Source organism: Terrabacter sp. P2_E3, from assembly GCF_056403915.1.
In genome coordinates this window covers 190,510-210,115 of sequence record NZ_JBFUEN010000009.1, presented here as the reverse complement: position 1 = coordinate 210,115, position 19,606 = coordinate 190,510, and the positions used below count along the sequence as shown (strand labels likewise).

Below are 19,606 nucleotides of genomic sequence, written 5' to 3'. Positions count from 1 at the left end.
CGCGTGGTCCAGGCTCTTCAACCGGCCGCGATGGCCAGCCGGCCGGCAGGGTCGAGGCGACGAAGGATCGCACCAGCGATCTCGGACAGCTCCGAGACCTGCTCGGGAGTCAGGGCATCGATGACGTGCTCACGCACGGTGGAGACGTGCCCCGGCGCCGCAGCGACGAGCACCTGGTGGCCGTCGTCGGTGAGCCGCGCGTTCGTGGCGCGGCCGTCCTCGGGGCAGGGAAACCGCGTCACGAGCCCACGTTCCTCAAGTCGTCGTACGACGTGCGACAGACGCGTGAGGGACGCGTTGGTCTGCTGGGCCAGGGCGGTCATGCGCAGGGTCCAGCTGGGCGCCTCGGACAGCATGGCGAGGACGAAGTACTCGAAGTGCGTGAGCCCCGAGTCACGCCGCAGCTGAGCATCTAGCACTCCCGGAATCAGCTCGACCATGGCGACGAGGCGCTTCCAGGCCACGAGCTGTTCGGGGTCGAGCCATGAACCCGTCGAGAGGGGCCCCTCGGAGGGCAGGAGGCTGCTTTGGGCCTCGGAGCTCGATGGGGATCGCATGAACCGAGCATAGCCGATTACTTGACACATCAAGTAATCACTGTCATCTTGGTTGAAGCATCAACCAATCACTTCAGGAGACAGCCATGGCGCACATCAGCATCATCGGGACCGGCAACATGGGTCAGGCCATCGCCGGCGTGTTCGGCAAGGGCGGCCACTCCGTACAGCTGCTCGGCCAGAGCGACGGCTCCACGACCGTCACCGGCGACATCGTCGTCCTCGCGGTGCCCTACGCCGCGGTGCCGGCCATCGTCGCCGAGCGTGGCGAGAGCCTCGCGGGCAAGACGGTCGTGGACATCACCAACCCGGTGAACTTCGAGACGTTCGACTCCCTCGTCGTCCCGGCAGACAGCTCCGCGACCGCCGAGATCGCACGGGCACTCCCCCGGTCAACGGTGCTCAAGGCGTTCAACACGACCTTCGCTGGCACGTTGGCCTCGGGTGTCGTCGGGCCGAACACGACGACCGTTCTCATCGCCGGGGATGACGCCGACGCGAAGTCCGAGCTCTCCGACGCGATCGCCGCTGGTGGCCTCAAGGCGATCGACGCCGGCTCACTGGCCCGCGCCCGCGAGCTCGAGGCCCTCGGCTTCCTCCAGATCTCCCTCGCAGCGAGCGAGAAGGTCTCCTGGTCGGCCGGCTTCGCCGTCATCGCCTGACCCACCTCCGACAGACGATGCCTTCCACCCAGTTCGGCCGTCCCGTCGCGGTGACCACAGGCTCCGCAGACCCGGACGCACCGCTCGTCGTGCTCCTGCACGGACGAGGCTCGGACGAGTCCTCGATCCTCTCGCTGGTGCCCTACCTACCCACCGGTCCCACCTACGCCGCGGTCCGGGCACCGATCGTGGAGGGCGGAGGCTTCGCCTGGTTCGCCAACCGCGGGATCGGCCGGCCCGTGGCGGAGTCGCTTTCCGAGACCCTCACCTGGTTCACCGCGTGGCTGGACTCCGTCGCGCCGGAAGGCCGCCCGGTCGTCCTCGTCGGGTTCAGCGGCGGGGCCGCCTTCGCCGGCGGTCTCGTCCTGTCCGATCCGCGCCGGTACGCGGGGGCAGCGATCCTCCTCGGGACGCTGCCCTTCGAGGCCGGGGTACCCGTGACCGCACACGGCCTCGACGGGACACAGATCTTCGTCGCGCAGGGTGACCAGGACTTCGTGATCCCGAGGGACCTCCTCCACCGCACGTGGGCCTACCTCCACGGCGAGTCCGGCGCTGTGGTCGTCTCCCGGCGTGACGCGGGGGGCCACACCATCACCCAGGAGACGCTGGCGGCCCTGGGTGACTGGCTGGTCACCCTGATGGATGACCCCTCCGAAGCCCCTTCGGAGTGAGCCACGGCGGCGCGCCCACCCTCCACGTCGAGGCGCGGCTGGCGTGCCCCTGGACGCCCAACCGCAGATGGGCTCCCTCAGTGTCAGCCGTCCACGACGTCGTGCCCGTGTTTCGCCAGCTCGGTCTCGAACGCTGGGTGCAGTTGCTCGGGCACCCAGATGCCCCATTCGCCGTGCGCCGAGCCAGGGAACGTGCCCGGGGAGATGGCGCAGAGACCGCTCGGATCTGATCCGATGACGACGTCCAGTGCTTGGGCGGCGGCCCCGGCGTCGACCTCGAATTCGGGTCGGTAGGCCGGGGCCCAGATGGCGTAGCCGGTGATCTCGCCGATGCGGTCGCTGTACCTGTAGAAGGTGGCCATACGCCAACGTAGCGGCCGCAGTCCGGGGCCGGATGCCTCTTGCCCCTGTCGGGAGGCGAAAGCCACGGCCGGAGTCCTCCGCCACTTGCGGAGACGTCACCGCAGGTCAGAGGCCGAAAGTGGATGAGTCGGCCGATACGCCGGTGATTGAAACGGCCCAGTCGCTACGTGCTGCGGGTGGTGTCCCAAGCCTCTGACCTGCGCAAACGCGCTTTTGGCACTGTTGGGTGCGATGGCTCGACAGGGCCCTGCTCGGAGACGTTGCGGACTTTTGCGGACTAGATTCGGACGGGACGGGACGGGGTCGCGCACTCCCCCGCCACTCACACGACCCAGGCCCGCTCGCCCACTTCTCGTCGCGGATGGAAGTCTTCCTGTGATGCCGAGTTGAGGACGCCCTTCCGACCATGCCGTGCGTCGACGAGGATCGCCCCGCCTCTGACGCTGTCATGACCGCTGGAGCAGCGACATGCTCACGGAGGTGTCGTGACCAACGAGACAGGGTCCACGAACTGTTACCGCGAGAGAATGGAGATGGAAGGCAGGAGGAATCCTGATGAGCCAGATCTCAACGACGATCGAGTACGAGATTCACAGCGCTTTGTTCTGGAGCGAGCGACTCGGCGGCTACGGCAGTGAGATGGCGCGACGCGCGAACCGTTTCGCGCTCGCGGCAGCACTGCTGAGTGCGCTGACCGGCGCCGCTGTGTGGACGACGTTGAGCGAGTCGCAAGGAGTGGTGGCCCAGCTCGTCGTCACGGCGATGGCCGTCGCCTCGGCCGGGCTGGCCATGTGGCCCAGCACGGCAGGCTACGCAGAATGCTCGAAGCAGTCCGCGGCCTTGGCCAGCGACTACGGGCAGGTCTTGGTGAGACTGCGTCGAGCGATGGACCATATGCACGCGAGCCACCGCACCAATGTGCTTCCGAAGGAACTGGCGGCGGAGGTGGACGGCGCTATCGAAGAGTTCCAGAAGGTGCGCGCACGGAAGGAAGCCCTCAGGCCTTACCCTCGCTCATTGGAGCAACAGATTCGAAGTATTCGCCTCGACCGAGGCATGGAGTCGAACCCAGCCGCTCTTGCTGACCTCAGGTCGCACGTCACCGCGTGATGGCGCTCTCGATGTTGCTGACCGTCCTACTCTGAGAATCACCCGGTCTGCCGGCAGGGGCCCCTTCATGGCGATCCCCAGAACTCGATCTCGGAGATCGAGGTGTCAGGAAAGCGGTCCACGGTCACGCCCGAGTAGACACTCACGATCCGCAGCGTGAGTGTCCGCACGTCTGTGAAGTCGACTTCCGCCGTCTGGAATACGGCGACGTGATCTTGAGTCCCAGCATCGGTGAGCGTCAGCAGACGGTTCGCCGCGCCGTCCGGTGTCGTGTCGCCAGCCTGGGTTGGGACGTTTCGGAGCACGCGTTGCTGTCCCGGTGCGGCCGCAAGGACATCCTCGTCCTGTGACGCGGTGACGGCGAGGGCGCGAACTCGTGGATTGCGGGTGTAGAGGGGCCAGGACTGCCCGTATCCGTTGACGATGCACAGCAGAGACAAGGCCACAGGATGGTCGAAATGAAAGGTTAGAGACTCGTTCAGCCCGAGCCCTGGGGCACCCTCAGCCCAACCGGTCGCAGTGTCACCATCGACAACCCGGTCGGCTCCGTAGGTGAGTTCTCGTCCCTGCGAGTCATGTTCGGGGTCGCGCGACGAGCTCGCTTCTTGGTCAGCTGGGCGGAGGCTAGCGAGGTCCTTGGTCGCATCGCAGGTCGGTGGAGCGATGGCCTCCGTCACTCTGGCGCTGAAGACGGCGCCCAATGCGGTGGCAAGGAGCGTGATGAATACCCCTTGCACGATCGCTCGCACAAGCCACGTGCGGTTGTCCTCGGCCATTTGATGATCCCTCGGAACCGGTCCTATCTCAGGATGGCACGCGGCGAACGACCTTGCGCGAACTTCGAGGATCCACGATCCGGCGTGCTGCAGACCTTGGCATCGGGATGCTCGTTCTCGCTCAGAACGAACGCATCAACGCGGACACGTTTGCATGCAGTCGTGAGGTGCACAGGGCCAGCGTCTTCGCCCGCATGAGTAATGCAGACACCTCTCAGATGCCGATGTAGTGTCGATGTGCCTCAAACGAGTCCATACATGAACGCCTCCGGACGCCCCGCAGCCAACGCAAATCTGCTTGCAACGGCGAGACACGCGCTTATGCCGCCGATCGGTCGTGCCGATGAGCGCTCTCGTTGTCTTGGGCCGGGAAAATGCGTTGCGAACGGGCATACCGAGATGTTGGGTGGACTGGCCCAACGACCGGAGAGGGACCTGACGCAAATGTTGCCGACCCCCACACTGCTGACTCGTCACCTTCGACTGCGTCCCTTCGACGACACGGATGCCAACGACCTCTTCGAGTTGCAGAGCAATGCGTTTGTGCTGCGCTACTGGGACTCGCCGCCCTGGAGCGATCGCGGGCGCTCCGAGCGTTTCATCGAGGCTTGCCGGCAGATGGCCGAAGAGGGCACAGGGGCGCGAGTAGCCGTGGACCGCGACTCCGACGGAGCGTTCATCGGGTGGTGCCACCTGAGCAAGTGGGATCCGGACTACCGGAGCGCCTCACTGGGCTATTGCTTCACCGAGGCGTCGTGGGGCCACGGCTACGCGACGGAGGCCGCGCGTGCTCTGCTCGGGTGGGCGTTCGACACGCTGGACCTGAATCGTGTCCAGGCTGAGGCAGATACGCGCAATATCGCATCCGCCCGTGTGCTTGAGAAGCTTGGGTTCGTGCGCGAAGGGCGGTTGCGTGAAGACTGCGTCGTGAATGGCGAGGTCTCTGATTCCTGGGTCTTCGGATTGCTCAGGCGGGACTGGCAGCCCTCCTCCGAGCCGGTTCACACTCGCTGAGTCCGGGCTCAACAGGTGCACGCTCATGTAGCCGCGTTGAGGACGGACGTCCCACCCTGCAGCCAGACAGTCGTCAATACCGGACAATCGGCATACTCGAACCACCAAGATGTGCTCATGACTCAGCCCGCATTGGACCTCGTGGCCGGAATGCCAGCGCACTTCGAGATGCCGATGGAGTTCCTGGAGCTCGCCGAGTGGGCGGAGCGGGTCAGGTACGTGCGCAACGGCTACGGCTCCTTGGTCGACCCCGGCCAGGACGGGCGTTCGCTCGTCGAGATCGGCGACCCTGCACGCGTCGGCTGGAGCGGGTATCTGACCGACCCGGACCGACTGTGGTTCGTCCTCCGAACGGGCGGAGATGGGTCTTCAGTGTGCCTGTGGCTGGATGACCAGGGGCAGCAACAGGTGGTCCACCACGGGTCGGGTTCGGGGTCAATCCTCTTCGCGGTGCTGCCCTCCGCCCTGCACGTCCTACGCCTATTGGCGGTCGGCTACCCAGAGCCGTGTTGGAACGAGGACTGGGCCAGTCCTCCGGAGGATGACGACCCGGGGTTGGCTGCCTATCGCTCGTGGTGCCGTGAAAGGTGGGACATCATTCCAGCCGAGACCGGAGTCGTGGCACTCGGTCTTCAAGCGGTTGCCGACCAGTGGACCCGGACAGAGGGTCCGCAAGGCGACCCCTTCGGTCAATGGCTCGAGCGGCCCGGAACGGTAGTTGCGCGCCGACCACCACCATCCGGAGGCGGTACCCCCCCTCGCCGGCGAAGACTCAGGACAGGTACGGATTGGTGTGGCGCACTCACATGCCGATGTCCGGGGGTTCGAGAACGGCATTTTCGTCGCCACGAGCCCCGGCGGTGGAGACACGCCGGCCTCAACCTTTGGCTGGGCACCGCGCGGAGAGCCGACGTGGGCCCACGCCGTGGCCATGACGCTCGGCTAGCCGATCGCGCCGACGATGACGGCGCAGAAGTCGATGGTGAGACCCACCTGCCTGATGTTGAAGGGGCGTCCTACCTTGAAGTCGTCAGACGGATCGGAGGGGGTGCCCGCGTAGTTGTAGACCACGTTGTAGCTGAAAAGGCCGGCTCCGCGGGCGAGCACGACGCCGTCGTCGGAACGCAGGACGTGGGTGCCAGGGTTGTGGACGTAGCGCGTGAACGTGCCGTCGCCATTGTCTACGAGTCGGACGTCTTGGCTCTTGGCTGAGATCTCATCAGTGACTGTCTGCCCGGTGGCGACGTTGGTGTAGAGCTCCTTGGCGGTGTAGTAGCCCATGGAGTAGGGGAAGCCGTCGGGGCCGAGGGTGCGAGCCGTCCGGACCTGGTTGACTCCGCCAAACGTGTACCCCACCGTCAGGCCAGGAACGTCGCAGAAGTCTTGTTGAACGTCGGTGAACGGCTCGTCAAACTCGGTGTGCCATGGGCCGTTTCCGGCGGGGGCCGCGGAAGCCGGCGCCGCCAGCGAGAACGCTGGAACGGCCAATCCGGCCATCAGTGCTGCTGCGAGGGTCATGCCGCGAGTTCGGGTCATGAGGCCACCTCCTGGGGTGGATGTCTTGGGCCATTCGGCGATGGCCCTCTTTCCGGCATACTCCCCATCCAGATGCTGCGCAGAAGTTTGACGAAGCCTCCGTGTTGCCTGTATGTCCGTTGGGAGTTTGCTGAGACTGTTGAACTCCGCACATGCCGCTCTCCGGGCGATCGCGGCGACAAGGGAGTGAGCGAAGCAGGTGCGTTCCTGTCGCCCGCCTACAGGTCGGGCGACAATGGTCAGCACACTGGCGGCGCCGAAGCGAGTGCCGGGAGGTCACGCATGGACGACACGAGTGGTAACGGTGAAGACTCCACGCAGTCCTGGCTTACTGGAGCGCTCGCCGGCGTGCACCATCTCTCCGCTGTGGACCTACAGGCCATAGCAGATTTGCGTCACGGCACCGCGATGCTCGTGGGGATTGGCGGTCCAGTGGTTGGCTCGCGCTTTCTCTTGTGGCGTCAGGAGGTTCGCGTTGGCCGGGGTGACGAGTGCCTCGTGTGGCTATCTCCTGCGAACGTCTCACGCCATCACGCGACGCTCATGCGGCGCGAAGAGGGCTACGAACTTGTCGATGAAGGCTCCCTCAATGGCTGCTGGGTGAATCACCGACTGGTGGACCAGGGCCTTCTTCGACACGGCGACGAGCTCCAGTTTGGGGCCTGCCGCTTCCTCTACGTCGAGGGAGAGTACGAGCCCTGAACGCTTCCGGACATGCCGCATGCGGGCCAGCCGTCGACGCGGCCGCGGTTAGGGGCGGCAGTGACAGACACATGACATCGGTCCCCGGATTAGCCTGAGACTCATGTCCCCGAGTGCTGAGCGTCGTGCGGCCGCGGCGACCGTGAGTGCCTTCCACGAGGCGCAGCTGGCCCAGCTCGTGGAGCGGGTCGGGCTCGAGATCGACCGGTTCCGCGCCGGTGAGCTGGATGCGTTCGAGGCGGACCAAGCGTTGTTCCAGTACTCACGTGCCGCCAAGGAGCTGTGGAAGTTCTGCAATGGCGTGGATGTCGAGTGGGTGGCACAAGACATTCGGGAGCGGGCACCGAGTCAGTGGTGGGAGCGCGGAACCGGCCGCCGACGGTGACCGTTCGAGTCCCCCGATCGTGCCGTCCTGCAGGTTGCGCGCGCTGCTGCGGGATGATGGCGGCGCTTTCGTGGGTCGGCCGACTCCGTTCACCCTGCAAAGATGACTACCTACGAGAACGTCTTGGTCCCGATCCCTCTGCCTCCAGAATCGGAAACGCTCAGACGCGCGGTCGCCGCCTACCTGGCCCGGTTCGAAGGACAGTCCCGGGTTCACACCGAGTCCGACCTGCGCGCATTCCTGACCTGGTGACGCGGACACGGCCTGGACCCGCTGACCGCGCAACGACCGCACATCGAGCTCTACATCCGGTGGATGCAGGAGACCCGGCGCTACAAGCCTTCGACCGTGAGCCGCCGCGTCGCGGTCGTCGCCGGGTTCTACCGGACCTGCGTCATCGACGCCGTCCTGGCGCAGTCACCGGCCGAGCACGTTCGGCGCCCGAACGTGCCCGCCGAGTCACCCACCCTCGGACTGACCCATCTGCAGTTCGAAGCGATGCTCGCCACCGCCCGCACCTCCACCAACGTAAACGACTTCGCCCTCGTCGCGATGCTCGGCCTGCTCGGGCTGCGGATCTTCGAAGCCTGCGGCGCCGACATCTCCGACCTTGGCGAAGAACACGGCCACCGCGTCCTACGCGTGACCGGCAAAGGCGGCAAGGTAGTCCTGACACCCTGCCACCGGCGGTAGCCCGCGCCATCGACCGCGCCGTCGACGCCCGCACCTCGGGACCGACTCTGCGAACCGGCCGCGGCACCCGGATGGACCGACACTGTGCCACTCGACGCCTGCACCACCTCGCCGAAGTCGGCGGCGTGCACGTCGCCCGGATGCACCCACACATGCTGCGCCACACGTTCGTCACGACCATGCTCGACGCCGGCGTTGACCTGCGCGACGTCCAGATCGCCGCCCGGCACGCCGACCCGCGCACGACCATGCGTTACGACCGGGCCCGGAAGAACCTCGACCGCCACCCCAACTACATCCTCGCCGCCTACATGGCCTCAGGCACCTAAACCCAGCGCCGTCACGAGAATGGCGGACGTTTGTCGGCGGACGCCGATCGTGACACACTGGTACAAGAACCTGTACCAGTAGGAGATGTCATGGCTGTCACTGCAAGCGAGGCCCGGAAGAACTTGTTTCCGCTGATCGAGCAGGTCAACGAGGACCGCACACCGATCGAGATAACCTCCCGCCGCGGCGACGCGGTGCTGATGTCCCGCGCAGACTACGACGCGCTCGAGGAGACAGCTCATCTGTTGCGGGTCCCAGCCAATGCCCGACACCTGCTTGAGAGCCTGCAGCAGGCACGGTCCGGGCAGCGGGACGAGCACGACCTGGCGCGATGAGGCTGGTCTTCACACCGAACGGATGGGCGGACTACACGTACTGGCTTGCTGCTGACCGGCAGATGCTCAAACGGATCAACCGGCTCATCGATGACGCACTTCGCGACCCAGTGGCTGGCATCGGTAAGCCCGAGCCGCTGCGGCACATGCTGGCCGGCGCCTGGTCACGTCGGATCACTGAAGAGCACCGGCTCGTTTACCTCATCGACGGCGACGACCTGGTCGTCCTTCAGGCCCGCTTCCACTACGACTGAGGAGTCATCCGCTCCTGCCGCCAGTAGTTCACGGCAGTTGGGCGAGCCAGTGCTCAACGGTGGGTACGCGCTGCACGAGCGGATGGAAGTAGAAGACGCTCTCGTGATGGATCTCGCCGATAAGTACGACGTGGTTCAGCTCACCGCGGCTGGCTCGCGTGAGTGCTGCGCCGAGCTCGACGAACATGCCCCTGCCGTCGTGCTGAGAGGCCACGACAAGAACGGCGTCCGCCGCGATCACCGCTTCGAGTTCGTCTTGCGCCATCCGGGCCGACCGCTCCGCTTGAGTGGCGTAGCCCTCAGCGAAGGACACATCCGCGCTCCAGTCCAAAGTCAGCTCGTGGCCCGCGGCAAGGGCGGTGTCCTGGACCTGCTGGACCGTGACCGTATCGCTGAGCGGGCCAGAGACGTAGATCTTCATCCGCGCAGCCTGCCAGTTGCCAATGACACTCCCGCGCAGGCCACGCCAGCGGCTGAGACGACTACCGGATTTGCCGCAGATCGGTCGCGCTGACGAGCGGATGCAACGACCTATGACTCCGGAGGCTGCCCGACAAGAGCGACGGCTGCGACCACCTCTGAGAGGTCCGGGCTCAAGAACGCGACCCCCCACCGGGACTCGCCCTGAGTAGCCGCTTTGAGGACGGGGCGTCAGACCATGCCGCCGCGCGGTCGGGCCAATGTAAGGCGCTTTGTCACCAGGGTGGGCCAGTTTGTTCAGCCGCTTCAAGCGACGCAGATCGCTTCATCTGGGGGCTCATGCATCCACCAACGAGAGCCGAACCCTAGGTGGAACGGGACCCGCGACCGGCCGTGCGTTGATGCCGAACCAGGCGGTGGTGGGTATGCGTCATGGAGACCGTCGGCGCCCGACCTAGGGCGACGACCCGACAAACGGAGGCCCCTCATGAAGAGACTGCTCATCGTCACCGCCGGCGCGGTCGGCTTCCTGCTCGGCTCGCGGGCCGGGCGGGAGCCCTACGAGCAGTTCATGCGCGCGATCGGCCAGCTGAAGGACGACCCCCGCGTGCAGGAGAAGGCACACCAGGGTGCACAGCTGGTGCGCGAACAGGCGCCGGTCGTCGCGGACAAGGTGGCCGATGCCGCGAGGACGGCGACCTCAAAGGTCACCTCGGCCGTGTCCGGATCATCGGACTCGGGCTCAGACGACGGCTCCGCCCCGTCGTCGCGGGAGGCCACGGACGACGCCATCGAGGAGGCCGTGCAGTTCCAGAGGGACCACGGACCCAAGGGTCCGCTGCCCTGAGAGCCCGCCACCTGATCGCGGCGCCGGACTCCGGTCTGACTCGGCCAGCGACATGACGCCCATGACGCCGGCCAGATCACGGGACATCGTCCAGACCCAGCCTCCTGCGACCAGTGGGATACGCGCTCATGCCGTAGACCGCGAGCTTCGTCGCCCCTCCTCATGGGGCAGCGCGGAGTCCGCGCTGTAGTGCATCAAGTCAAGCTCGGAGCTCGACCGATGCGCACCCTCGTATGTCCGCTACGAAGCCGGCGTGATGAAGACGACTGAGGTCCCGACCCCGTGGAAGGACCCTGTTGCGGTCTCCCGCACGAAGTCGAAATGGCAGGTCACGAGATCTCCGTGCACGTGCGGCTTGGACGTGTCGAGCTGCTGCACGACGACGGGGTCGCCACCGGTGGGCGTGAACGTCGCTGTCGCCTGAAGGGATTGAATGACGAACGTTTGCGTGCTGCCGACCACGTGCCCGGGAGTGAAGTCCCCGTTCCCGTTGAAGGCTGCCTCAAGCGTCTGACCGTTGTTGCAGGTCAACGGGATCGTCGTGGTCTTGGGATCCGCTGACGCTGCGGGCGCAAAGGCGATCATCGCGAATGCTCCGGCGATGGCTGTGGCAGATAAGCGTTTGATCATGGCTTGCCCTCCTCCGAGTACGAGCTTTGCAGACGGGCTGACTAAGCACTTGGGACTCTGTGCGTTCGAAAGCCCAAGGTCCCGGCGTACTCCTCATCGGGTCGCTGCGCAGCACAACGGCCGAGAGTGGGTCACTTCACCCCCATATGTCCCTCGTGCCGCGTTGAGGGCATGACGCCCGACCATCCCGCGTTGCGCCGCCGGGTCTGCACAGGTCGTGGCGGGGGTCCTTACCGTTTCGCCATGCCCACAATGAGGAACTCAGAGACCATTACGGGTTCCGAAGCTCACGCCATTTCCGGATGTGGCGCTACGACGGCGGCCATGCTCTCGACGCGCAGGGCCGCGTTCAGGTCATGCTCGATATCGCGGGCAGCGAGCGCCAGCGCGCTGACGACGTCGACGAGCCGGGACTCGTCGAAGCGGACCGTCGGCATCGAGACGGTGACGGCTGCGGTGACCCGGTCGCCGACGCGGACGCCCCGGCCGACCGCGGTGACCCCGCTCTCCGTGCGGTCCTTGTTGATGGCGAAACCGCGCTCGCGCACCACGTCGAGCTCCTGGCCCAGCGCGCTCAGGTCGGGCCGCTCGTCGGTGCGTCCGTCCCAGCGGTCGGCGGCGTACAGCTCGGCCCGCTCCTCGACGGTGAGATCGGCGAGCATGAGCTTGCCGCCGGATGTCAGGTGGGCAGGAAAGACCATGCCCTCGCGGTTGCCGACCCGCAGGGCCTGGCTGCTCTCGACCGACCCGATGAAGCGGGCGTAGTCGCCCGCGAGGACGAGCAAGTTGGCCGACTCGCCGAGGCGGCCCACGAGGGCGTGCAGGTGGGGCATCGCGATGGTGCGCAGCAGCGCGGTGCGTGACTGCGAGTCCGCCGTCAACGAGATCACGGGTCCGGCGTGGTAACGGCGGTCCTCAGCCTGCCGCGCGAAGTCGCGGTAGACGAGCATCGAGAGCAGCCGGTGGGCCGTCGACCGGGCGACGCCCAACCGCTCGGCGGCGTCGGAGACGGTGACCGGGCCTTCGACCTGCAGCATGACGGCGAGCCGGAGAGCGTGGTCGACGCTCGTCAGGGCGTACTGGGGGCGGTTCTTCTGGGCGCGATCCGGGGCCATTGATTCCTCATAGAAGAATTATCTGTTCCGTCATGGCGAACCTAGTCCACAGTCGTGCCTATGGCAATGACGCCCCCCACCCAGAACCGGCCCCTGGCCGCCCGTCGGCCCGCGTGGCTCGTGACGCTCCTCTGCTGGCTCATCGTCGTCTTCGACGGCTATGACCTCATCGTCTACGGGACGACCCTCCCCAGCCTCCTCGAGGAGAAGGGCTGGGATCTCACTCCGACCTCCGCCGGCTTCATCGGGAGCCTCGCCTTCACCGGCATGCTCGTCGGTGCCCTGGGCGCGGGACTGCTCTCCGACAAGCTCGGACGACGACGCACGATCCTCTGGGCCACCCTGTGGTTCTCGCTCTTCACCGCCCTCTGTGCCCTCGCACCGAATGCCGAGGTGTTCGGTGGCTTCCGTTTCCTGGCGGGTCTCGGCCTCGGCGGCCTCGTGCCGTCGGCCAACGCGCTGACGGCGGAGTTCGTCTCGCGCAAGCACCGTTCGACCGTCTCGACGATGATGATGTCGGGAGTACCGATCGGCGGCTCCGTCGCCGCGGTCCTCGGCCTCTGGCTTCTGCCCGCCCACGGCTGGCGCTCCATGTATGCCGTCGCCTTCGCTGCCGTGCTCGTGCTCCTGCCGCTCTGCTACCTCCTGCTCCCCGAGTCGCCTACGTGGCTGCGAGCCCACGGCCGGGTAGCCCAGGGCAAGGCCGTCGAGGCGCAGTTCGGCCTCGTCCACGACGAGAGCGAACACACCACCGAGACGCACGCCCCCGGCTTCCGCACGATCCTGCGCGGGCGGTTCCTCCGACCGACGGTGCTCTTCGCCGCCGCCACGGTCGCCACCCTCTTCGCCTGGTACGGCCTCGGCACGTGGCTGCCCAAGCTGATGGGCTCCGACCCCCGCTTCGAGATGGGTCAGCCCCTGACGTTCCTGCTGGCCCTCAACCTCGGCGCCGTGCTCGGCTCGGTCGTCACAGCCTGGGCCGGAGTGCGGTTCGGGCCGCTCCGGAGCGCGGTCGTCGCCGCGGCGGTGGCTGCCGCCGCCCTCGCGTTCCTGCTCACCTACCCGAGCGACGCCACCCCGATCTACGCCGCCCTCATCCTCGCCGGTGTCGGCACCCACGGCACTCAGTGCCTCATCATCGCGGCGGTCGCGAGTCACTACCCGCCCACCCTGCGCGGCACGTCGCTCGGCTTCGCGCTCGGCGTCGGCCGCCTCGGTGCCGTGCTCGCCCCGCAGGTCGGCGGCCTCCTCCTCGACGCCGGTCTCGGCGTCGGCAGCAACTTCCTCGCCTTCTCCGTCGCGGCCGGACTCGCCGCGGTCCTCCTCGCCGTGACCGCCGTCGTCACGAAGCCCGCCGTCCGGGCACGCTCCGTCGCCGACGTCCTCGTCCACTGATGAAAGGAACGACCATGACCCAGGCAGCCACCTCCCCTGTGCAGATCGAGGCGGTCGACTCCCCCGACCAGCCGACCCCCTCGCCCGAGCTCGAGGCCCTCTACCGCGGCTTCGAGGACGAGCTCCTCGTGCCGCTGTGGACCGAGATCGGTGACCTCATGCCGGCCCACCCCCAGAGCAAGGCGACGCCGCACCGCTGGCAGTGGCAGACCCTTCTCGAGCTCGCCGACCGCGCCGGCCACCTCGTCCCCGTCGGTCGCGGCGGCGAGCGCCGGGCGATCGCCCTCGCCAACCCCTCGCTCCGCGGTCGCCCTTTCGCGACCCCGACGCTCTGGGCCGCGATCCAGTACCTCATGCCGGGAGAGGACGCCCCCGAGCACCGCCACACCCAGAACGCCTTCCGCTTCGTCGTCGAGGGTGAGGGGGTCTGGACCGTCGTCGGCCAGGACCCCGTGCCGATGAGTCGCGGCGACTTCCTCCCCCAAGCCGGATGGAACCTCCACGCCCACCACAACGCAGCCGCGAAGCCGATGGCGTGGATCGACGGGCTCGACATCCCGTTCCAGTACTACACCGAGTCCCAGTTCTTCGAGTTCGGACGCGACGAGATCTCCGACGCCGAGCGCGCCACGCCTGAGCGCTCGCGCTCGCAGCGGCTCTGGGGTCACCCGGGCCTGCGCCCCGTCTCCGTCCCCGGCCCGACGCCGGCCAGCCCGCTCCTCGCCTACCGCTGGGCCGACACGAACCTCGCCCTCCAGGACCAGCTCGACCTCGAGGACGAGGGGTATGCCGCCACGGTCGAGCCGGGGCACGCCGCCGTCCGCTTCACCAACCCCACGAACGGCGGTGACGTGCTGCCGACGATCCGCACCGAGTTCCACCGGGTGCGGAGCGGCGCCGAGACCGCCCCCCGCCAGGAGGTCGGCTCGTCCGTCTTCCAGGTCTTCGACGGCGCCGGCACCGTGACCGTCGGCGACACGAGCTGGAGCGTCACCCGTGGCGACCTCTTCGTCGTGCCGTCGTGGCAGCCCCTGTCGATCCGCTCCGAGGCCTCCGCCGCCGACTCCGACTCAGGCGCGCTCGATCTCTTCCGTTTCAGCGACAGCCCGATCTTCGAAGCCCTCAACCTCGCCCGCACCTCCGTCTCCGCCCCCGTCACAGAAGGACTTCCCCGATGAAGCTCGCCACCCTCCGCCACGCCGACGGCACGACCGAGGCGGTCCGCATCGACGGCACGACCGCGACGCGGCTGGGCGCCCCAGACGTGGGTTCGTTTCTCGCACAGCCCGACTGGCGCGAGGCGGCCGAAGCGGCAGCCGGCGCGACCGTGGACCTCGGCGCGGCGGCATACGCCCCCGTCGTGACCCGACCGGGGAAGGTCGTCTGCGTCGGGCTCAACTACCGCAACCACATCCTCGAGATGGGGCGCGACCTGCCCCACTATCCGACGCTCTTCAGCAAGTACGCCGAGACCCTCATCGGCGCGCACGACGACATCCAGCGGCCCGCCGAGACCGAGCAGCTCGACTGGGAGTGCGAGCTCGCGATCGTCATCGGTGCGCCCGTGCGGCGGGCGACGACTGCGGAGGCAGAGGCCGCGATCGCCGGCTTCGCGACGCTCAACGACATCACCGCCCGCGACTGGCAGTTCCGCACCAAGGAGTGGCTCCAGGGCAAGAACTGGGAGGCCACGACCCCCGTCGGCCCGTGGCTCGTCACGCCCGACGAGCTGCCCGGTGGGGTGCGTCCGACCCTCGCGATCCGCACCGAGGTCGACGGGGAGGTCGTGCAGGAGAACAACACCGGTGACCTGCTCTTCGACCCGGTCGCCCTCGTCGAGTACGTCTCGACGATCATCACGCTCCAGCCCGGCGACCTCATCGCCTCGGGGACCCCCGGCGGCGTTGGACACGCCCGCACCCCGGCTCGCTACCTCATGGCAGGGCAGAAGGTCGTCACCGAGGTCGAGGGCCTCGGCCGATGTGAGAACGTCGTCGTGGACGACGGGCGCGGCTGATGTCCACCGCCCCCGAGCAGACCCTCGCGTGGATGCGGGAGGGCACCGACCTCTTCCTCAAGGCGCTGGAGAGCCTCGACGACGAGACCCTCGCCGCCCCGGGCACCCTGCCCGGCTGGACGGGCAGGCACGTCGTCGCCCACGTCGCCGCGAACGCCGACGCGCTCGGCAACCTCGTCCACTGGGCACGCACGGGCGAGGAGACCACGATGTACTCCTCCCTTGAGCAGCGCGACGCCGACATCGAGACCGGGTCGCAGCGTCCCGCGACCGAGCTGCGGCACGGGATGGCCTCGTCGGCAGCCCGACTGGCGGGCTCGCTCGACGCCCTCAGCCCCGAGCAGTGGGCCAGGCACGTGCGCACCGCCCAGGGTCGCACCGTCCCCGCGAGCGAGATCCCGTGGATGCGGTCGCGCGAGGTCATGGTTCACGCCGTCGACCTCGGCGGGGTCGTGACGTTCGACGACCTGCCCACGGGCTTCATCGCTGCGCTGCTGGACGACACCACCGCCAGGCGTTCCGCGGGAGCCGACGGCCCGGCCCTCGAGCTGGCACCCACCGACGACGACCGAACTTGGGCCGCCATGGGGGCGGGTCATCCGACCACCATCCGGGGGCCGCTCGCGCAGCTCACGGCATACCTCTCCGGCCGACCGGCCACCCGACTGCACGCCGACGGCGGCACCGTCCCCACCCTCCCCCGCTGGCTCTGACCGCGGAAGCTCTCGAAAGGACTCGTCATGACCGCTCACCGCAAGGACGTCGCCGAGGTCGCCGACCTCACGCCCCTCGCCGGCCACCCTGACGTCATCGTCGTTGGCGGCGGGATCGGCGGCCTCGCGAACGCGCTCGCCCTGTCCCGCAAGGGCCTTCGCGTTCGGGTGCTTGAGCGCGCCGCCGAGTTCGGGGAGGTCGGAGCCGGCCTGCAGATCGCGCCGAACTGCACGCGGATCCTCGACCAGTGGGACCTGCTCGACGAGGTCGTGTCCCTCGGCGTCGTACCCGAGAACCTGGTCATGCGCGATGCCGTGGACGGCTCCGAGCTGACCCGGCTCGACCTGGCCGACGCACGCGCTCGCTACGGATTCCCGTACGTCGTCATCCACCGCAGCGACCTGCACGGCACGCTGTTGCGGGCGTGCGAGCGTGCCGGTGTCGACCTTGTCACCGACGTGGCCGTCACCGCCTACGAGCAGGAGGTCGACGGTGCGACCGTCGTCCACGGCAACGGCCGGGAGACGGCCCGCGTCGTCATCGCGGCCGACGGGCTGCACTCCGTCGCACGGCGGCTCGTCTCCGACGACCAGCCCGTGTCGTCGGCGTACGTCGCCTACCGCGGCGCCGTCCCGATGGGCCAGGTCGAGCAGCTCGACATCGCGCTCGACGACGTCGTCGTCTACGTCGGGCCGAAGTGCCACTTCGTGCAGTACCCCCTGCGGGGTGGCGAGATGTTCAACCAGGTCGCGGTCTTCGAGTCCGCCAAGGCTCTCGCCTGCGAGGAGGACTGGGGCACCCCTGACGAGCTGGACGCCGCCTTCGACCAGACGTGCGAGAACGTCCGGGCCGGACTGCCGCTCATGTGGCGGGACAAGTGGTGGCGGATGTACGACCGGGACCCGATCGACCAGTGGGTCGTCGGACGCGTCGCCCTCACCGGCGACTCCGCGCACCCGCCCCTGCAATACCTTGCTCAAGGTGCCGTCATGGCCATCGAGGACGCCTGGGTGCTCTCGGAGCACGTGGGTGCACAGCTGTCGACCGGCGCCGAAGGCGTCACCCTCGACTGGGACGCCGCCCTCGCGGCCTATCAGGCGGTGCGCCCCGAGCACTGCCGGCGCGTCCTGACGACGGCACGCGCCTGGGGCGCGCTCTGGCACCTGACCGGCGACGAGCGGCTGTGGCGCAACGACGTCATGCGGACGCGCGACGTGCGGGACTACGCCTTCGTCGACTGGCTCTACGGCGCGACCGCCCTCGTGCCCGAGGGCGAGCCGCCGATGTTCGAGCCGCTCGTCGCCCGGGTCACCGTTCCGTCCGGCGTCTGAGCCCGGGACCGACGCCCCGTCCGACATCGGGCGGCGTCGGGGCGTGCTCGAGGCTCAGGCGCGGGGCTTCGTGCCGTGCAGCAGCAGAGGGACGAGGGAGTCGGCCCATCGCCGTCGCACACGGCCGTGCTGGAGCAGCTCGCCGAGACAGGCACCGAAGGCGAGTCCGGCGAGGGTCTCGGCGTCGGTACCGCTACGGATGCGGCCCGAGCGGATGTCCGCGTCGATCTGCCCCTGCAGAGCCTTCAGTCGACTCACGATCCGGGCTTGCAGGGCCGCGCTGAAGTCGGGGTCGGTGCCCGCGAGGACGGTCGCGACACCTCCACGGCCGACCTGCTCCTCGATGAGCGTGCGGGCCTGCTCGAGCACCCAGCGCAGCTTGTCCTCCAAGGGCAGCTCGGGTGCGGGGAAGGGCTCGTCCCCCAGCTTCTCGAGGGTCGCGGCCAGGAGGGCCCCCCGGTCCCGGTAGCGGCGGTAGATCGTCGTGCGCGCCACACCGGACCGGGACGACACCGCGTCGATGTGGACACCACCTGGCCCGTGCTCGCGCAACAGCTCCATGGCCGCGCCGGCGATCCGGTCGTCGGTCCGGGGGTCACGGGGTCGACCTCGCTCAGGTGTCATGTCGCTCCTTCCGGGAACAAAACGACGGTGATTATCGCTACACACAATGTAGCGATAATCAGCAGGTACAGCCTCTTTGGAAAGGAACCCATCATGACGCCCGGCGACGCACTCGTCCCAGCGGCCATCGCCATCCTCTTCGTGGTCGCGTGGTTCGTCTTCGGCATCGTCGACAGCACCCGGGACGATCCGTCGACCCGCCCAGCAGACCCGACCTCGCGAGAGACCTCGGAGCAGCGGCTCCCCGAGCGCCGCTGACACAGCAGCGGCATGGACCCTGACGCCCCGGCAGCACCGTGGCGTCCCACCCATCACCACGAACAGACACACACTTGACGGCCCGGCCACCCCGAGCCCGTCGAAGAAGGAGGGCAGACGACGTGGTCGTCTACAACGAGCTGGTCGCCATCACTGCAGGGGCAGGACTGCTGGGCTTCGCCTGGTTCCTCGTCCACCTCATCCGCGGCAGACACATCGACAGCGAAGGGTGGGCCGGCTTCTTCGGCGTGACCGGCCTGATCCTGCTCGTGCTCGGCCTGCACACCACGGTGACCTGGCCCTTCGGCGGCAAGGGTTTCGAGTACGCCAACATCGCCTTCGGCCAGCCGGCGGCCGGCTTCGGCGCACTCCTGCTGTTCGCCGCCGTCTACCTGTGGCGTCATCGGGCACTGTTCGCCGCCGACGCCGACACGGCCGCCGAAACCGCCCTACGCGCCCTGAAGCCGGTGTCGGTCTTCGTCGGCGCCCTCGGCCTGGCCATGGGGGTCCTGGCCATCTCGTTCGTCCGCTTCCAGCTCGGCGCCGCTCCGCCCGAGGAGCCGATCAGCGGACGCTTCGGCCACCTGCCACTGCTCGAGGCCCTGTTCCTCGGCGGCCTCTGGGGCATCGTCGCGCTCGGAGCCCTGCTCTTCGCCGTGGCTCAGCTGACCGACCGAGCCGCCTTGCTCCTGTGGGCCGCTCGCGCCTGGTTCGTCGGTGGCACGGTGTTCCTCCTCTTCGGCGCGATGAACTTCTACACACACATCGGCATGTACTACAACATCGCCCACGGCACCTCCTACCTCTGGTGACGCCGCTTCGTCGATGACACGGGCCGAACACGCTCACGACCCCTGCACGTGC

General features: G+C 67.9%; 26 protein-coding genes. 18 read left to right on the top strand and 8 right to left on the bottom strand.

What is annotated here, in order from left to right; genetic code table 11:
* Positions 1-17 precede the first annotated feature (17 nt).
* Positions 18-440, bottom strand: coding sequence for a MarR family winged helix-turn-helix transcriptional regulator (locus AC1DW8_RS13475; protein WP_056773028.1), 423 nt, complete (start codon positions 438-440; stop codon positions 18-20).
* 203 nt (positions 441-643) lie between these two features.
* Between AC1DW8_RS13475 and AC1DW8_RS13470 the strand changes: the two genes are divergently transcribed.
* Together AC1DW8_RS13470 and AC1DW8_RS13465 are read left to right on the top strand one after the other, a co-directional pair.
* Entirely contained in the window at positions 644-1,219 is a 576-nt protein-coding gene (locus AC1DW8_RS13470; protein WP_056772809.1) for an NADPH-dependent F420 reductase, read from the top strand.
* Between the two features lie 17 nt (positions 1,220-1,236).
* Positions 1,237-1,893 carry an alpha/beta hydrolase gene (locus tag AC1DW8_RS13465; RefSeq protein WP_478094591.1) on the top strand — a complete coding sequence of 219 codons (657 nt, stop codon included), beginning with the start codon at positions 1,237-1,239 and terminating at the stop codon, positions 1,891-1,893.
* Between the two features lie 83 nt (positions 1,894-1,976).
* On the opposite strand, the gene AC1DW8_RS13460 is transcribed toward AC1DW8_RS13465, so the two are convergent.
* Positions 1,977-2,255 (bottom strand): hypothetical protein, encoded by a 279-nt coding sequence (locus AC1DW8_RS13460; protein WP_478094588.1) that lies wholly within the window; start codon positions 2,253-2,255, stop codon positions 1,977-1,979.
* 556 nt (positions 2,256-2,811) lie between these two features.
* On the opposite strand from AC1DW8_RS13460, the gene AC1DW8_RS13455 reads away from it, so the two are divergent.
* Positions 2,812-3,366 carry a hypothetical protein gene (locus tag AC1DW8_RS13455; RefSeq protein ID WP_056772801.1) on the top strand — a complete coding sequence of 185 codons (555 nt, stop codon included), beginning with the start codon at positions 2,812-2,814 and terminating at the stop codon, positions 3,364-3,366.
* Between the two features lie 65 nt (positions 3,367-3,431).
* On the opposite strand, the gene AC1DW8_RS13450 is transcribed toward AC1DW8_RS13455, so the two are convergent.
* Positions 3,432-4,142 carry an NADase-type glycan-binding domain-containing protein gene (locus AC1DW8_RS13450; RefSeq protein WP_478094585.1) on the bottom strand — a complete coding sequence of 237 codons (711 nt, stop codon included), beginning with the start codon at positions 4,140-4,142 and terminating at the stop codon, positions 3,432-3,434.
* A 444-nt stretch (positions 4,143-4,586) separates the two neighbouring features.
* Here AC1DW8_RS13450 and AC1DW8_RS13445 point away from each other — a divergent pair, with 444 nt between their 5' ends.
* Positions 4,587-5,156, top strand: coding sequence for a GNAT family N-acetyltransferase (locus AC1DW8_RS13445; RefSeq protein ID WP_478094583.1), 570 nt, complete (start codon positions 4,587-4,589; stop codon positions 5,154-5,156).
* 942 nt (positions 5,157-6,098) lie between these two features.
* Here the strand turns inward: AC1DW8_RS13445 and AC1DW8_RS13440 are convergent.
* The gene (locus AC1DW8_RS13440) at positions 6,099-6,692 is read right to left on the bottom strand and encodes a hypothetical protein (RefSeq protein ID WP_478094581.1); all 594 of its coding nucleotides are present in this window, start codon (positions 6,690-6,692) and stop codon (positions 6,099-6,101) included.
* Between the two features lie 282 nt (positions 6,693-6,974).
* On the opposite strand from AC1DW8_RS13440, the gene AC1DW8_RS13435 reads away from it, so the two are divergent.
* From AC1DW8_RS13435 to AC1DW8_RS13410, 6 genes are all read left to right on the top strand, one after another.
* The gene (locus AC1DW8_RS13435; protein ID WP_056825008.1) at positions 6,975-7,394 is read left to right on the top strand and encodes an FHA domain-containing protein; all 420 of its coding nucleotides are present in this window, start codon (positions 6,975-6,977) and stop codon (positions 7,392-7,394) included.
* A 103-nt stretch (positions 7,395-7,497) separates the two neighbouring features.
* Complete coding sequence (locus tag AC1DW8_RS13430) at positions 7,498-7,779, top strand: hypothetical protein (protein WP_442273743.1); 282 nt, start codon at positions 7,498-7,500, stop codon at positions 7,777-7,779.
* A 315-nt stretch (positions 7,780-8,094) separates the two neighbouring features.
* Positions 8,095-8,472: a hypothetical protein gene (locus tag AC1DW8_RS13425; protein WP_478094578.1), complete on the top strand. Its 378-nt coding sequence runs from the start codon at positions 8,095-8,097 to the stop codon at positions 8,470-8,472.
* A 71-nt stretch (positions 8,473-8,543) separates the two neighbouring features.
* Positions 8,544-8,801: a tyrosine-type recombinase/integrase gene (locus AC1DW8_RS13420; RefSeq protein ID WP_478094576.1), complete on the top strand. Its 258-nt coding sequence runs from the start codon at positions 8,544-8,546 to the stop codon at positions 8,799-8,801.
* A gap of 90 nt (positions 8,802-8,891) precedes the next feature.
* A complete protein-coding gene (locus AC1DW8_RS13415; RefSeq protein ID WP_056779810.1) occupies positions 8,892-9,137 on the top strand; it encodes a type II toxin-antitoxin system Phd/YefM family antitoxin in 246 nt (81 codons plus the stop codon).
* A complete protein-coding gene (locus AC1DW8_RS13410; RefSeq protein ID WP_442273742.1) occupies positions 9,134-9,391 on the top strand; it encodes a Txe/YoeB family addiction module toxin in 258 nt (85 codons plus the stop codon). The genes AC1DW8_RS13415 and AC1DW8_RS13410 overlap by 4 nt, the downstream gene beginning before the upstream one ends.
* A gap of 28 nt (positions 9,392-9,419) precedes the next feature.
* Here AC1DW8_RS13410 and AC1DW8_RS13405 read toward each other — a convergent pair whose 3' ends face one another.
* Positions 9,420-9,812: a hypothetical protein gene (locus AC1DW8_RS13405; protein ID WP_056779816.1), complete on the bottom strand. Its 393-nt coding sequence runs from the start codon at positions 9,810-9,812 to the stop codon at positions 9,420-9,422.
* Positions 9,813-10,298: 486 nt separating this feature from the next.
* Between AC1DW8_RS13405 and AC1DW8_RS13400 the strand changes: the two genes are divergently transcribed.
* Positions 10,299-10,658, top strand: a complete 360-nt coding sequence (locus AC1DW8_RS13400; RefSeq protein WP_478094573.1) for a YtxH domain-containing protein — start codon at positions 10,299-10,301, stop codon at positions 10,656-10,658.
* Between the two features lie 240 nt (positions 10,659-10,898).
* On the opposite strand, the gene AC1DW8_RS13395 is transcribed toward AC1DW8_RS13400, so the two are convergent.
* A complete protein-coding gene (locus AC1DW8_RS13395) occupies positions 10,899-11,288 on the bottom strand; it encodes a hypothetical protein (protein ID WP_056779821.1) in 390 nt (129 codons plus the stop codon).
* A gap of 287 nt (positions 11,289-11,575) precedes the next feature.
* The gene (locus AC1DW8_RS13390) at positions 11,576-12,403 is read right to left on the bottom strand and encodes an IclR family transcriptional regulator (RefSeq protein ID WP_478094571.1); all 828 of its coding nucleotides are present in this window, start codon (positions 12,401-12,403) and stop codon (positions 11,576-11,578) included.
* Between the two features lie 60 nt (positions 12,404-12,463).
* Between AC1DW8_RS13390 and AC1DW8_RS13385 the strand changes: the two genes are divergently transcribed.
* The 5 genes from AC1DW8_RS13385 to AC1DW8_RS13365 are packed head-to-tail and all read left to right on the top strand — an operon-like array spanning position 12,464 to position 17,860.
* Positions 12,464-13,798 carry an MFS transporter gene (locus AC1DW8_RS13385; protein ID WP_478094569.1) on the top strand — a complete coding sequence of 445 codons (1,335 nt, stop codon included), beginning with the start codon at positions 12,464-12,466 and terminating at the stop codon, positions 13,796-13,798.
* A 14-nt stretch (positions 13,799-13,812) separates the two neighbouring features.
* Positions 13,813-14,976 (top strand): cupin domain-containing protein, encoded by a 1,164-nt coding sequence (locus tag AC1DW8_RS13380; RefSeq protein ID WP_478094567.1) that lies wholly within the window; start codon positions 13,813-13,815, stop codon positions 14,974-14,976.
* Entirely contained in the window at positions 14,973-15,815 is an 843-nt protein-coding gene (locus tag AC1DW8_RS13375; RefSeq protein WP_478094565.1) for a fumarylacetoacetate hydrolase family protein, read from the top strand. Before AC1DW8_RS13380 ends, AC1DW8_RS13375 begins: the two co-directional genes overlap by 4 nt.
* On the top strand, positions 15,815-16,528 hold the full coding sequence (locus AC1DW8_RS13370; protein WP_478094563.1) for a maleylpyruvate isomerase family mycothiol-dependent enzyme: 714 nt from the start codon (positions 15,815-15,817) through the stop codon (positions 16,526-16,528). Before AC1DW8_RS13375 ends, AC1DW8_RS13370 begins: the two co-directional genes overlap by 1 nt.
* Before the next feature lie 27 nt (positions 16,529-16,555).
* Positions 16,556-17,860 (top strand): FAD-dependent monooxygenase, encoded by a 1,305-nt coding sequence (locus AC1DW8_RS13365; RefSeq protein WP_478094560.1) that lies wholly within the window; start codon positions 16,556-16,558, stop codon positions 17,858-17,860.
* A 54-nt stretch (positions 17,861-17,914) separates the two neighbouring features.
* Here AC1DW8_RS13365 and AC1DW8_RS13360 read toward each other — a convergent pair whose 3' ends face one another.
* Positions 17,915-18,484, bottom strand: a complete 570-nt coding sequence (locus tag AC1DW8_RS13360) for a TetR/AcrR family transcriptional regulator (RefSeq protein ID WP_478094558.1) — start codon at positions 18,482-18,484, stop codon at positions 17,915-17,917.
* Positions 18,485-18,577: 93 nt separating this feature from the next.
* Here AC1DW8_RS13360 and AC1DW8_RS13355 point away from each other — a divergent pair, with 93 nt between their 5' ends.
* Both AC1DW8_RS13355 and AC1DW8_RS13350 read left to right on the top strand, forming a co-directional pair.
* Positions 18,578-18,742 carry a hypothetical protein gene (locus AC1DW8_RS13355; protein WP_162260598.1) on the top strand — a complete coding sequence of 55 codons (165 nt, stop codon included), beginning with the start codon at positions 18,578-18,580 and terminating at the stop codon, positions 18,740-18,742.
* Positions 18,743-18,864: 122 nt separating this feature from the next.
* Complete coding sequence (locus AC1DW8_RS13350) at positions 18,865-19,554, top strand: DUF981 family protein (protein WP_478094555.1); 690 nt, start codon at positions 18,865-18,867, stop codon at positions 19,552-19,554.
* Positions 19,555-19,606 lie beyond the last annotated feature (52 nt).

Excerpts from the sequence above, each read along its gene's own strand:
- AC1DW8_RS13435 (WP_056825008.1), top strand. The coding sequence starts at position 6,975 with ATGGACGACACGAGTGGTAACGGTGAAGACTCCACGCAGTCCTGGCTT.
- AC1DW8_RS13365 (WP_478094560.1), top strand. The coding sequence starts at position 16,556 with ATGACCGCTCACCGCAAGGACGTCGCCGAGGTCGCCGACCTCACGCCC.
- AC1DW8_RS13405 (WP_056779816.1), bottom strand. The coding sequence starts at position 9,812 with ATGAAGATCTACGTCTCTGGCCCGCTCAGCGATACGGTCACGGTCCAG.
- AC1DW8_RS13465 (WP_478094591.1), top strand. The coding sequence starts at position 1,237 with ATGCCTTCCACCCAGTTCGGCCGTCCCGTCGCGGTGACCACAGGCTCC.
- AC1DW8_RS13375 (WP_478094565.1), top strand. The coding sequence starts at position 14,973 with ATGAAGCTCGCCACCCTCCGCCACGCCGACGGCACGACCGAGGCGGTC.
- AC1DW8_RS13390 (WP_478094571.1), bottom strand. The coding sequence starts at position 12,403 with ATGGCCCCGGATCGCGCCCAGAAGAACCGCCCCCAGTACGCCCTGACG.
- AC1DW8_RS13355 (WP_162260598.1), top strand. The coding sequence starts at position 18,578 with ATGACGCCCGGCGACGCACTCGTCCCAGCGGCCATCGCCATCCTCTTC.
- AC1DW8_RS13445 (WP_478094583.1), top strand. The coding sequence starts at position 4,587 with ATGTTGCCGACCCCCACACTGCTGACTCGTCACCTTCGACTGCGTCCC.
- AC1DW8_RS13400 (WP_478094573.1), top strand. The coding sequence starts at position 10,299 with ATGAAGAGACTGCTCATCGTCACCGCCGGCGCGGTCGGCTTCCTGCTC.
- AC1DW8_RS13385 (WP_478094569.1), top strand. The coding sequence starts at position 12,464 with ATGGCAATGACGCCCCCCACCCAGAACCGGCCCCTGGCCGCCCGTCGG.
- AC1DW8_RS13415 (WP_056779810.1), top strand. The coding sequence starts at position 8,892 with ATGGCTGTCACTGCAAGCGAGGCCCGGAAGAACTTGTTTCCGCTGATC.
- AC1DW8_RS13380 (WP_478094567.1), top strand. The coding sequence starts at position 13,813 with ATGACCCAGGCAGCCACCTCCCCTGTGCAGATCGAGGCGGTCGACTCC.
- AC1DW8_RS13395 (WP_056779821.1), bottom strand. The coding sequence starts at position 11,288 with ATGATCAAACGCTTATCTGCCACAGCCATCGCCGGAGCATTCGCGATG.
- AC1DW8_RS13470 (WP_056772809.1), top strand. The coding sequence starts at position 644 with ATGGCGCACATCAGCATCATCGGGACCGGCAACATGGGTCAGGCCATC.
- AC1DW8_RS13360 (WP_478094558.1), bottom strand. The coding sequence starts at position 18,484 with ATGACACCTGAGCGAGGTCGACCCCGTGACCCCCGGACCGACGACCGG.
- AC1DW8_RS13370 (WP_478094563.1), top strand. The coding sequence starts at position 15,815 with ATGTCCACCGCCCCCGAGCAGACCCTCGCGTGGATGCGGGAGGGCACC.
- AC1DW8_RS13450 (WP_478094585.1), bottom strand. The coding sequence starts at position 4,142 with ATGGCCGAGGACAACCGCACGTGGCTTGTGCGAGCGATCGTGCAAGGG.
- AC1DW8_RS13420 (WP_478094576.1), top strand. The coding sequence starts at position 8,544 with ATGGACCGACACTGTGCCACTCGACGCCTGCACCACCTCGCCGAAGTC.
- AC1DW8_RS13425 (WP_478094578.1), top strand. The coding sequence starts at position 8,095 with ATGCAGGAGACCCGGCGCTACAAGCCTTCGACCGTGAGCCGCCGCGTC.
- AC1DW8_RS13475 (WP_056773028.1), bottom strand. The coding sequence starts at position 440 with ATGGTCGAGCTGATTCCGGGAGTGCTAGATGCTCAGCTGCGGCGTGAC.
- AC1DW8_RS13455 (WP_056772801.1), top strand. The coding sequence starts at position 2,812 with ATGAGCCAGATCTCAACGACGATCGAGTACGAGATTCACAGCGCTTTG.
- AC1DW8_RS13410 (WP_442273742.1), top strand. The coding sequence starts at position 9,134 with ATGAGGCTGGTCTTCACACCGAACGGATGGGCGGACTACACGTACTGG.
- AC1DW8_RS13460 (WP_478094588.1), bottom strand. The coding sequence starts at position 2,255 with ATGGCCACCTTCTACAGGTACAGCGACCGCATCGGCGAGATCACCGGC.
- AC1DW8_RS13430 (WP_442273743.1), top strand. The coding sequence starts at position 7,498 with ATGTCCCCGAGTGCTGAGCGTCGTGCGGCCGCGGCGACCGTGAGTGCC.
- AC1DW8_RS13440 (WP_478094581.1), bottom strand. The coding sequence starts at position 6,692 with ATGACCCGAACTCGCGGCATGACCCTCGCAGCAGCACTGATGGCCGGA.